This window comes from Psychrobacter sp. M13 (genome assembly GCF_030718935.1).
Classification (GTDB): domain Bacteria; phylum Pseudomonadota; class Gammaproteobacteria; order Pseudomonadales; family Moraxellaceae; genus Psychrobacter; species Psychrobacter immobilis_G.
In genome coordinates, this window is the sequence record NZ_CP132194.1 from 1,849,033 (window position 1) to 1,861,336 (window position 12,304).

The 12,304-nt window shown below is 44.2% G+C and carries 10 protein-coding genes; 2 read left to right on the forward strand and 8 right to left on the reverse strand.

The genetic code is table 11. The features are described from left to right. Window positions 1-18: 18 nt before the first annotated feature. The 4 genes from Q9G97_RS07730 to Q9G97_RS07745 form a co-directional block, all read right to left on the reverse strand. Window positions 19-1,374 (reverse strand): serine hydrolase, encoded by a 1,356-nt coding sequence (locus Q9G97_RS07730; protein ID WP_201569189.1) that lies wholly within the window; start codon window positions 1,372-1,374, stop codon window positions 19-21. 126 nt (window positions 1,375-1,500) lie between these two features. Continuing rightward, entirely contained in the window at window positions 1,501-2,112 is a 612-nt protein-coding gene (locus tag Q9G97_RS07735) for a beta-lactamase hydrolase domain-containing protein (RefSeq protein WP_305898337.1), read from the reverse strand. 53 nt (window positions 2,113-2,165) lie between these two features. Further along, on the reverse strand, window positions 2,166-3,089 hold the full coding sequence (locus tag Q9G97_RS07740; protein ID WP_201569191.1) for a MaoC family dehydratase: 924 nt from the start codon (window positions 3,087-3,089) through the stop codon (window positions 2,166-2,168). Between the two features lie 317 nt (window positions 3,090-3,406). Continuing rightward, the gene (locus Q9G97_RS07745; RefSeq protein ID WP_201569193.1) at window positions 3,407-4,807 is read right to left on the reverse strand and encodes a 3-oxoacyl-ACP reductase; all 1,401 of its coding nucleotides are present in this window, start codon (window positions 4,805-4,807) and stop codon (window positions 3,407-3,409) included. A gap of 587 nt (window positions 4,808-5,394) precedes the next feature. Between Q9G97_RS07745 and Q9G97_RS07750 the strand changes: the two genes are divergently transcribed. Both Q9G97_RS07750 and ppk2 read left to right on the forward strand, forming a co-directional pair. Continuing rightward, complete coding sequence (locus tag Q9G97_RS07750) at window positions 5,395-7,239, forward strand: acetyl-CoA C-acetyltransferase (protein WP_371747866.1); 1,845 nt, start codon at window positions 5,395-5,397, stop codon at window positions 7,237-7,239. A 224-nt stretch (window positions 7,240-7,463) separates the two neighbouring features. Then, complete coding sequence (ppk2, locus tag Q9G97_RS07755; RefSeq protein WP_305898338.1) at window positions 7,464-8,543, forward strand: polyphosphate kinase 2; 1,080 nt, start codon at window positions 7,464-7,466, stop codon at window positions 8,541-8,543. 41 nt (window positions 8,544-8,584) lie between these two features. Here the strand turns inward: ppk2 and Q9G97_RS07760 are convergent, their stop codons facing one another. The 4 genes from Q9G97_RS07760 to lpxK form a co-directional block, all read right to left on the reverse strand. After that, window positions 8,585-8,932, reverse strand: coding sequence for a PilZ domain-containing protein (locus tag Q9G97_RS07760; RefSeq protein ID WP_201569195.1), 348 nt, complete (start codon window positions 8,930-8,932; stop codon window positions 8,585-8,587). A 133-nt stretch (window positions 8,933-9,065) separates the two neighbouring features. After that, the gene (locus tag Q9G97_RS07765) at window positions 9,066-10,211 is read right to left on the reverse strand and encodes a DNA polymerase III subunit delta' (protein WP_305900303.1); all 1,146 of its coding nucleotides are present in this window, start codon (window positions 10,209-10,211) and stop codon (window positions 9,066-9,068) included. Between the two features lie 78 nt (window positions 10,212-10,289). Continuing rightward, complete coding sequence (gene kdsB / locus Q9G97_RS07770) at window positions 10,290-11,126, reverse strand: 3-deoxy-manno-octulosonate cytidylyltransferase (protein ID WP_305898339.1); 837 nt, start codon at window positions 11,124-11,126, stop codon at window positions 10,290-10,292. 11 nt (window positions 11,127-11,137) lie between these two features. Next, complete coding sequence (gene lpxK, locus Q9G97_RS07775) at window positions 11,138-12,298, reverse strand: tetraacyldisaccharide 4'-kinase (RefSeq protein WP_305898340.1); 1,161 nt, start codon at window positions 12,296-12,298, stop codon at window positions 11,138-11,140. Between the last annotated feature and the right edge of the window lie 6 nt (window positions 12,299-12,304).

Sequence of the window (12,304 nt, forward strand, 5' to 3'; positions counted from 1 at the left end):
TTGTTGCATTCAATAATTTTATTCATTAGTTTTATCAACTAAAGCTAATATTGCTTCTGTCAATGCAAATTGACGAATATCGTTTAGCATAGTGACATCAAAATTATGGACAAAAGCAAACGATAATTGGCGCGTCGGCTCACACCACGCTACCGAACCGTTATAGCCCATATGTCCAAAGCCCTGCTCAGCGTTATTATTGCAGATACTAAATAGTCGGTGATAACCTAGACGCCAGCTCATTTCTGCTGGCATGACTGCATCCATGCCCGTCACTTGCAGCGCTGATAATTGCTCAAAGGTGCGGCTATCAATCAAGGTTTTACCTTGCCATACGCCGCCATTCGCCAGCATAGCGTAAATCGTTGCTAATGCCTGAGCTGAGACAACACCATTTGCTGCTGGAATGACCGCTTGCATCACTTGCTCATCATAGTAGTCAATAGGCTGTTTACTCGCAGGAACTAACGCCGCTCGGTAGTTATTAGCATTGATACTGCCATGACTAAAATATAAGCGATTAATTTGCACAGCATTGAGCTTATCGTCAGCTAAGTTGAGCTGTTTATCGGTGGCTTGCTGTAGCCAACATGGATAACTCGCTAGCTGCTGATAGGTTTGCATAGTAGCTTCAGAGTCCACTTTTAGAGTCGGCTTATGGCGTTTTTTGCCCAGTTGTGAGTTATTACCTTTGTCTGCGGTAAAGTCTTTGGTCAGCTTGGCTACTTCACCAACACGCTCAGTTGGCACACCAAAGTAACAACTGTCCGCAATGCCCAAAGGAGTCGTTAAATAATGCTTTAGTGCTTTAGCCAAGCTCATCTCGCTAACAATCTCTATCAAACCACCCAATATCCAACCATAAACCAAAGCGCTGTAGGCAGAGTGATAAGCTGCTGACGACTTTTCATCTTGACTAGGTGTCGTCAACGGCATAGCCGCCACTAGATCAACCATCTTATCCCAGTCGAGCAGTGTTTCGTTATCGACGTCAATAGTACTGATTGCAAACAGATCAGCTTGATGCGACATCAGCATCCGCAGCGTTATATCAGCTTTACCATTGGCGGCAAATGCAGGCCAGTACTCAGCAATTGGCGTATCGTACGCAAGCCGTTGCTGCGAGACCAATACGTGAGCCAAAGTTGCCAATACACCTTTACCTGTCGAGAAATTCAGTGATAAAGTATCAGCTTGCCAAGGCATGTCTATTTGCGCCATACCGACACTGGCTTGTGCGATGCATTGACCCGCTTGATAAACCATTAAAGACCCGCCAGCTGGCGCATCATCTAGCTGCAAATCAATTAGCAGTTGTTGTAAGTGTTGCTGCAACTCAGTGTTACTAAAAACGATGTTCTCATTATGGGTCATAGCTGTCTCATTGCAGTTCATCTATAGATGGATCAGTAGCGAATAGTAAAACAGGCCACTTAATAGTTGCCTGTTTTATGAAATAAAATTTTATAAAGAAGCTTATAAATTCAGAAGCTTTTAAGCTTAGCGCGGTACAAGCAAACGGTTATGCGCCTCTTCCTCTAAGCTTGTCAGCCCATGATCATAGCCATGCTTCATTGCCGTATCCATTTTGCGACCACGCAACCAACCAGAACGCAGCGTCATTGCAGCGCCTACTCTATTGCCAGAGCCACAATGCATCGCTATTTTTTTGCCATGATACTGACGTAATAGCTTGTCAAACGCTAATATCTTAAGCTGCTTTAGATCCTCTGCGCCACTGATAGGCAGGTGCTCATAGGCCATACCCGCTTGTTGCACAGCAGCGGCTTCATCAAAGTCTAGCTCAGTATCAGGCTGTAGGTTAATCACTAGCTCAACGCCAGCATCTGCTAGCGCTTGCACTTTTTTATCATCCAATGCTCCGCAAACGATAGTCTGCTCATTTGGGCGATAATAAGGACTCAACGTCGCAGATAGATTGACAGTGTTATCAGCATCAAGATAGATCACACCCTCTTCGCTATTATCGACCTTTTCACTATTATCTATCTCTTTGCCATTGAAAGTATCGTTAGCCGCCATTTGGTCTTGGCTATTTCCAACTTGATTACTTTGAGCTTGATTGCTCTTATCTTGATTACTTTGCGTCATAGTCATAGTTCTATAAAGTTGCGATCGCTTGTTAGTTGTTAATGGTTATAAGATTAGGCCTTTTCTTTATTAACTAAATTTAGGTGACCTGTTAGATGCGGCTTATCATTTTTGGCACTATATAAACCGAATACACAGTTGTCCTCAGCACTCTTAAGCTTAGCAACGGGCTCAGCGATCAGCTCAACCTCGGATGGCAAGAAGATCGGTAGCTTAAATGCCACGACAGCGCTACAAGCCTCTGGTAGCTCGCCCATCATCGCTAGACACTTAGCTTTAGACCACATGCCATGGGCGATAGCTTTAGGAAAACCAAAAGCTTTGGCTGATAAAGGATGCAGGTGAATCAAATTAAAATCACCCGAAACAAATGCATAACGACGACCCATATCTTCAGGGACTTCAAATATCTTATGGACGCCCGCCTCATCAATCATTGGCTTGACGGTCACAGGACGCGGCGCACTTTTCTTGATGGCAGCGCTATCGCCTTTTTTGTTACTACGCGCCAAGTAAGTTGACGACCCTTGCCAAATAATATCCTCTTGCGACTTAACAATGGTCACAAAGTCAAACTGCTGCCCCTGCGCATGATCGCGTAGGTTTGCAAAACTGACTGACATACTGACAGTCTCGCGCTCTCCAATGGGGCGATACTGCGTCACAGTATTATCGACATGTACTAGCCCTAATAGCGCAAAAGGGAACGGCTCTTTAACCATCATGTTCATCTGCAGCGCTTGTGATAATACTGAAAAATAAGTAATCGGCACTTTACCATTATCCAAAAACCCACAAATCTTGCGATAATCATCGAGATTATCTTGATCAATATGCATATCATCGACGCTATAAGTGGCTTGTGGCAGCTGATCCTTGCTAACTTTGCCACTATTACCGATAGGCAGTAAGCTCTTGATGATATTAGCGTAAGTGGTATGCGCTTTAGGAAGAGCATCAAAATTTTTATCTGACATAAGTGAGTCCTAGATATTTTTTATTAAGAAGTGATTATATGAAGCGTTTTAAAATAGTTGAGCGTTAGATTTATTTTACAGTATTTCTAGGAACAATTCATAGCATAACAACTTGAATGAGTACTAAATAAATAATATAAAAAAAGCCACCCGTAGGCAGCTTTATCGATCTTCATCGGCGTATTTTTGGTAAGCAATTATTACTTTCAACATAGTTTAAAAGTAGCCTTAAAAAGTAATCATTAAGCTAACTCCACTTGTAACTATAGTCAAAAGCAATAGTATTAGAGATCAATAATGTTAAAGAGCCACAGCTTTTATGCGCCTAGCAGACTTTGACCACAGACGCGGACGGTATTGCCGTTCAGGCCGCCCGAGGCAGGAGACGCAAGCCAAGCGATCGTTTCTGCGACATCTACTGGCAAACCACCTTGACTCATAGAGTTCATGCGACGACCTGCTTCACGAATAGCAAAAGGAATCGCTTCGGTCATTTGAGTTTCGATGAATCCTGGCGCTACAGCGTTAATAGTCATGCCTTTATCGTTGCGGCTTAATTGCTTGGCAGTCGCATCGACTAAACCAATAACCCCTGCTTTTGAAGTGGCGTAGTTAGTCTGACCTAGGTTACCTGCGATACCTGATATTGATGAGACACAGACGATACGAGCATCGTCTTTGAGTACGTCATTATCGAGCAAATAGCGATCTAGCTTGGCGATACTGGCCAGATTAATATTGATCACCATATCCCACTTTTGCTCATCCATATTGGCTAAAGTTTTATCACGAGTGACGCCAGCGTTATGAATAATAGCATCAAGACCACCACGTTTTTCGGCAGCGTCGGCAACCTGCGCGCCAGCATCGTCGCTTGTAATATCAACTAATAATGTCGAGCCGCTAATCTCACTAGCGACTTTTTGTAGATCTGCTTGCTGCTGTGGCACATCCAAGCAGATAACATGAGCGCCTTCACGAGCTAGTACGCGCGCGATTGACTCACCGATGCCGCGACTAGCGCCAGTTACTAGCATGGTTTTGCCACCTAGCGGCTGCGCCCAATCAATATCAATGGCATTGGCTTTATCGACACGGATAACTTGACCTGAGACATAAGCTGAACGCGCTGAGGTAAAGAATCTCAGGGTTGAATCTAGGTTTTGCTCAGCATCTTCAGCGACATAGATCAATTGAGCGGTAATACCACGTTTGAACTCTTTACCGACGGACTTGATAAAACCTTCAAGCGCGCGCTGAGCCAAAGCGAATTCGATATCATCGCATTCCTCTGGTGGACGACCGATAATAACCACACGACCTGAGCGCTCAACACGGCGAGCGACGGCATGAAAGAATTCATAAACTTGTTTGAGCTCACTGGCATTACTGATATTACTAGCATCAAACAGTAAAACTTTGAATTTGTTATCATCAGCCGTATTAGCTTTGGCCTCAACACCCGCATCAGCCAGCGCGCCTTTGACATAGTCATTATTATTAACAAAAATTTCGGCATGTAGCTCTGAGAAGATACGGGCAATAGCTTGGCTGACACGGTTGTCTTCACCAGTCGCAGCACCGACTAGTACGCTACCGCGTATTAAGCGTTGACCACTCTCAAAACGATCTAAGCCTACTGGCAGTGGCAAGCCTAAGTTTTTGGCGACTTTTTTGCCGATTGAAGATTGAACGAAATCACCATAACGGTCTGACATAATATAATCCTATTATTTATGATTAAAGGTTAACTATTTAAAGATAAAAAGCGTATCTATAATAGTAGATACACTTTTTGAGATTGATTATTTAGAGTTCAATAAATGAGGCTTAAGCTGTCCTAACTATACACATCTAGAATGGACAAGTCCAAATGTCTATAGTCATTTGTAAACAATCCAGTACACAAGTTGTTCATCGTAACTGACATATATCGTCAAATGCTTATGCTAGAATGGAACTTATAAGTTATAGCTCATGCAAATAGCAATAACAATATATTATCAGAAACTTCATACTACTAGGTCAATTATTGATACTGGTCAGTTTATAGATTAGCTTGATACTGCTTATAAGACTGTTTTTACATTACTTTATTTGCTAAAGACCTACAATAGCGCGATAAAAACCTAATATCATAAGCAACTATATTATTTTATACGTTATCACTTTCTACCTTGTTTTCTTCTACATCTAAAGTCGTAACCCTAGGGCAAATAAGCCCTCTGTCAATACTTTTATTTTTACGACTTACTTTTTAATCAATTTTTAACTAACTTTTTTTAACTAACTTAAGGAACCTATTATGAGCAACCAAAAAGACAGCCCAATCGTTGAGAGTACCGTTGTGAAAAAAGGCACTGCTACCACTAATAAAGCCGCTGAGCCGTCCAAAGCTGAAACCAAAAACAGTAATGAACAGTATGACTCTATCGCTGAGCTCAAAAAAGCCACCGATATCGTTGATGCAGAGGGTAATTCGGTGAGCGAGTCAACCACAAGCGATCAAGCTGATAAAAAAGCTAAGTTAAAACAAGAGCTGGTTGATGAAGCCAAAGAGATTAAAGAGGCCAATGACTTTAATGAATCAGTGTCAGCAGCAGCCACTGCTAATGCCAGCAAAAAAGCACACAGCGATAGTCAAGCTGATGAAAAAGAAGCCCCTAAACCTAGCGCTCAGAAAAAGACGCCAGCTAGCACCGCTCAGAAAAAAACGCCAGCTAGCACCGCTCAGAAAAAAACGCCAGCTAGCACCACTCAGAAAAAAACGCCAGCTAGCACCGCTAGTAAAGCGACTACAGCAGCTAAAAAGCCCGCCGCTAATAGAAGCGTCGCTGCTAAGAAAAAGCCCACCACCAAACCGAGTGCCGGCCAACACCGCGTAGCTATCTTAGGTGGTAACCGTATCCCGTTTGCCCGCTCTAACGGTGCTTATTCTGATGCTAGCAATACCGACATGCTGACCGCTGCCCTCAATGGTCTAATTGAGCGTTACAACTTACAAGATGCGCTATTAGGTGAAGTGGTTGCGGGCGCCGTTATTAAGCTTAGCCGTGATATTAACTTAACTCGCGAAGCGACCCTAAATACAGCTCTTAATCCACAAACCCCCGCTTATGATATCTCTCAAGCTTGTGCCACTGGCGTGCAAGCAACCTTTGCTTCGGCTAATAAAATCGCCCTTGGTATTATTGATTCAGCGATCACAGGCGGCGTAGATACTACCTCTGATGCACCCATCGCTATCGGTGATGGTCTGCGTAAAGTGCTGCTCAAGCTTGGCTCTGCCAAAAATATGAAACAGCGCCTCAAAGCGCTTAAAAAGTTTGATCCTAAAGACTTAATCGACGCCCCACAAAATGGTGAGCCGCGTACAGGTCTCTCTATGGGTGATCATCAAGCCATCACTACGCTTGAATGGAACATCAGCCGTGAAGCGCAAGACAAATTAGCCTTTGATAGCCACAAAAACCTAGCCCAAGCTTATGATGAAGGCTTCTTTGATGACCTAATCACCCCGTACAAAGGCTTGACTCGTGACAATAACTTGCGCCCCGATTCTACTATTGAGAAACTGGGTAAATTAAAGCCCGCCTTTGGCAAAAAGAATGCCAATCCAACGATGACCGCTGCCAACTCTACGCCGCTGACAGATGGCGCCTCTTGTGTGCTACTGGCCAATGAAGACTGGGCAAAAGAGCGTAACTTAAAGCCATTAGCTTATATTGTGCATCAAGAAACCGCTGCGGTTGACTTCATTGGCAAATCTGGTGACAAAGAAGGCTTATTAATGGCGCCAGCATATGCTGTGCCGCGTATGCTTGAACGTGCAGGTTTAACGTTACAAGACTTTGATTTTTATGAGATTCATGAAGCCTTTGCCTCGCAAGTGTTATCTACGCTCGCGGCTTGGGATGATGAGAGCTTCTGCAAAGAGCGCTTAGGGTTAGATGCGCCACTAGGCTCAATCGATCGTAGCAAGCTCAATGTGAATGGCTCATCACTCGCCGCAGGTCATCCGTTCGCCGCTACTGGTGGTCGTATCTTAGCCACTGCTGCAAAATTACTGGATCAAAAAGGCTCAGGTCGTGCACTAATCTCTATCTGCGCCGCTGGCGGTCAAGGTGTAACTTGTATCTTAGAGAAATAGTCTGCAATAAGATATAAAGACTAATAACGCACAGCGTAATAATGCACAGCGTAACTATTATCACAATAGCTACTGATTGACCCGTTCAGCCAGTACAGATGCTCTACTAAAACGCCCTTTACTACATAAATTAAAGGGCGTTTTTTTATGCGCTATATTTGTCACAATAAAAAACCTATAATAGATTTACACAATAATTACTCAGCTGATTAGAGGTGGAGTCTATGGGTACATTACACTCGCTGTTGAATAAACTTAAGCATACTATTCTTGGTCATGAGGAGCTTATCGTGGCAAAACCACTCTTAACGCACCAGCCTCAACCCTTGAAAGTACAACCGCACGCTGATAAAAAAGTATTAGAGCAAACTGCTATGATTCAACGCATCGATAAAGATGTATTGAATGATGAGCTGCGGCGCAAGATGCACCAAGACTTAATTGACACTTATGACGAAGAGCTTGAAAACGAAATTGATGACTACATGCGCGATTTGCGATTCGATGGGCATGTGATGACTGAGCAAGAAAAACTTGATCGTCGCACTTATTTTCAGGAGCTAGTACGTCTGCAACGCGAATTGATTAAGCTACAAGACTGGGTAGTGGATAGCGGTGAGCGTATCGTGGTGGTGTTTGAGGGGCGTGATTCTGCAGGTAAAGGCGGTGCGATTAAGCGCATCACTCAGCGGCTAAACCCAAGGGTTTGCCGAGTTGCAGCCCTGCCTGCGCCGACCGAACGTGAGCAGACGCAGTGGTATTTTCAGCGTTATGTCGCCCATCTACCAGCAGCTGGCGAGATCGTCTTGTTTGATCGCAGCTGGTATAACCGCGCTGGTGTTGAGCAGGTAATGGGGTTTTGCAACGGTGGGCAATATGAGGAGTTTTTTCAGTCGGTGCCTGATTTTGAGCGTATGCTAGTACGCTCAGGCATACGCTTGATTAAGTATTGGTTCTCGATCACTGATGATGAGCAACACTCACGCTTTATGAGCCGTATTCATGATCCACTCAAGCAGTGGAAGCTCTCACCAATGGATTTACAGTCCCGTAGGCGCTGGGAGGATTATACCAAGGCTAAAGAGACTATGTTTGAGCGTACTCATATTCCAGAAGCCCCGTGGTGGGTGGTTGAAGGCAATAATAAGAAGCGCGCACGACTCAACTGTATTGCGCATTTATTAGATCAGATACCCTATAATGAAGTGCCGCGTGATGAGGTAGAACTGCCTGATCGCACGCGTGATAATGAGTATTATCGCGAGCCTATTCCTGATGATATGTATGTACCGCCACGCTATTAAAGCTTTTAGCCATCAAGGCTTTTACTAGTAGTAACTTGAACCTACATCGTATAAGTCGCTTGCTGGCTGTCTATTTTGCCCGCTAATAAGCGCTCTACTTCGTTTTTAATACGCTGTCCACTGGCATCCTGACCTATTTGTACCGCAAATCCTGCTGGTCGATTGCCTTGAGCTTTTCGATTGATCCAAATCACTTTACCATTCATTGGCAAGCGCTCACTAGAATTTGGCAAAGTTATCGCAACAAAGACTTCATCGCCTAAGTTTTGTACGCGATCACTCGGTACAAAAATCGCTCCATTATCAACAAAAGATAAGTAGCTGGCATACAACGTTGCTATATCTTCGATATGATGAGTAACAATTCCACCGCGACTGGGCATTGCCATAATAAGCTCCTTATAGAAACAAAAGGTATAAAAGACAGTTAAACGCAAAAGCAGTTAAACGCAAAATATATGATAATCATAAAGATAGTTATAGCTTAGATTTGCCGTTTAGAACAGTACTATACGAACAGCGTTATAGCTGAGTCAGCTGTTGCATTAGCTTATCATAAGCGAACTTCTCTTGAACATTTTGTTGTAGCGATATTTTTATCTGCTGTAGCATCTGCTCTATCATTGTAAGGGCGTTATCGCTTGTCAAGTTGTCGTTTAGCGAAGAATCATCAAGCAGATGAGGATTTACAGCGGCTAATAAATCGATATCTTTTTGACGGCTTGGTAGTCCCATATAGACTCGCCGAATATCAACCAGCATCATCTCACTCAGTTTTATAAAATCCGCGATATCCAGCTGTTTTTGCCAATAGTCACTAGCAGCAATAGCACTACGTTTGCCATTACGTAGCGCTTGCCAAGTCGTTAGCCAAAGCCCACGCTTGCTATACCAATTCGCTTGCGCCAAATCTATAGCAGCAAGTGGCGCTCCATTGGCTAGTTGCAATAACTGACTGATCTGATCAGGGCCGACCGCCTCTCGATTAACAGTACTGCCTAAGGCTTGGGTGACATAATTAAGCGCGCCGGCAGACTCTATCTGCTGAAGCGGCAACTGCTGGACTCGACTCTTAATAGTAGGTAATAGCTGAGTTGGGGTATCACTAATAAGGAATAAATGTACCTGTGCTTGTGGCTCCTCAAGGGTTTTGAGTAGCGCATTAGCTGCAGCTATAGTCATCTGTTCGGCATAGTCTAAAACACAAATGCGAATACCTTGCCCGCCTTGGTAAATAAAAGGCTGTAGCGCGCGGATGTCATCTACTTTGATAGTGACTGATGCCTTAGCCGTGGCTTTAACAGATTTTTTACTGTTTTTACTTGCCAGCTCGCTCGCTTGACTGCTGTTGGCACTTATTGGCATTTGCGCCAGTGGCAGTACTTGCAAGCTGGGATGAGTGCCCGACTTGAGCCATTGGCAACTAGCGCATTGACCACAGGCACCCTCTGAATGCTGATCTCGCTGCAAGCACAGTAGCCAAGCCACCAAACGCCAGATAAACGCGCGTTTACCCATGCCTTGCATCCCTGCTGCTAGTAACGCATGAGGTAGCGATGAGCTTGACGCGCGCGCCGTCAGCTGCACCCATAGACTTTGTTGCCAAGGCAATAGCGGTGCAAAGTAAATGCTGTCATCGATGTCGTTGATGTTGGCAACTCCCAATATTTTTATAACTTTTATGGATAACGGATTAAAACTTATTCACAATAAATAGTTTAGTTTTAAAAAATACTTAGGCTATTTTTATGCATACTCGTCGTTTTGAAAGTCTGCTAAGCTCATGTTATTAAGACGCTCTAAATCTTCTACAGTATCGACACCTGCTGGCAATTTTACTTTGGCCGCTTCGATAGCGATAGCGCCACCATTCTCCATGACCCGCAGTTGCTCTAGACTCTCCAAGGTTTCAAGTGCGGTTGGTAGCCAGTTGACAAACTGTTTTAGCAAACTGACGCGATAGGCATACAAGCCTAAATGACGTTTGGCAGTGCTAGGTACAGGCAGAGCTGATGTATCTGATAAATCAGCATTATTCTCAACTGATAACACCAAATCACGATCACAAGGAATAGGCGCTCGGCTAAAATACAATGCGCGTTGCTTATTGTCATAACTGGCGCTTACGACTTTGACCACAGAAGGTCTTATAAAAGTAGCGTAATCTTCGATAGGCTCATATAGCGTCGCCATCACACTTTGACTGTCTTGTACTAGCAGATCTTTGACTTGCTGCAATAATAAAGGCGGCACTAATGGCTCATCACCTTGCATATTAATGATAATATCTTGCGCGCCCCAGCCCTTTATAGCGGCAACCTCTGCCAAGCGATCAGTGCCTGAAATATGATCTTGACGCGTCATAACGACCTCAAATCCTGCGTCACGACATATCTTGGCAATACTCTCATCATCCGTTGCAATACACATATCATCGGCAAAGGTAGCCGCTTGTGCTTTTCGGGCGACCCAAAGTATCATCGGCATACCATGGATAGCCAATAGTGGTTTCCCTGGCAGACGCGTGCTGTTAAAGCGAGCAGGAATCACGATATGGGTTTTGACAGGGACAGATGAGGACATAATAGAGCCTTCTAATAAGTAGCGTTTTTTATAGCAATACCTAAACCTTGTAGTTGCCGCTGCAGTTTAGTATAACAGGCGTCTGATAGCTCAGCGCTGACCGGTAATACCCAAAGTCTAGCGACCAGCTCAGCGAGCTCAGCTTTATTGAAACCATCAAACTCAGTTTGTTTATTTTCATCGTTATTTATAGTATCAAACACTTTTGCTAATAGTGCTCGTATTTTTACCGCATCTTTACTAGTAATAATAATAGGATAGTGCTGGTATTGCAGTAAATCAGTGAGCTCAAAATCGTAGTGATCAGGATAAGGATGAGCGCTCACTTTGAACCCTAACCCTTCAAGAGTCGCAAAAAACCGCTGCGGATAGCCAATCCCACTGACCCCGTGTACTTGGCTACCTGCCAAAGGCTTAACACCTGCTGCTTGTGAAGTTACGCACAAACTATCGGCATCACTAGACCATAAGCTAGGCCATAAAGCTTGCAGGCTATCAGGTTGCAAATGCATAGTTAAACGCTCAGTGGACTGCGAACTATTCGCTGTTGAATGGCTATTAATCTTTTCATGATAGATAACCGTCGCCTTATCTAGTCGTGACATCGGCTCGCGCAAAAACCCTGTCGGCAGTAATTGACCACTACCAAATCCACGCGCAACATCGACCACTATCCATTCAATATCGCGCTGCAACGCATAGTGCTGTAGCCCATCATCAGCGATAATGAGTTGTAAGTTAGGATGAGCTTGTATGAGCGTGCTTATGGCTTGCTGCCGATTAGGACATACCGCCATCGGTACCCCTGTCATAGAGACAATCAAGCTTGGCTCATCGCCTACGACGCTGGGCAAGCTATCGGTAGTCACTAAAGCTGGCATCTGAGCGCTATCGCCGCCATAACCGCGGCTAATCACCCCTACTGGCACCTTATGCTGCTGCAAATAGTCGACCAAAGCCATAATAAGCGGTGTTTTACCGCTACCACCAACGGTGATGTTACCGATCACCATAATAGGTATAGGCGCACGATAGCTTTTTGCTAAGCCAAGCTTATAGGCTTGCTGACGTATTGAAATTATCAGACCATATAACCAGCTAACAGGAAGTAGTAGCCATAACCAAAGGGCTTGTCGTTGCCATGCTTGAGTGATTTTAGTTTCAAGACTCATAGCTGA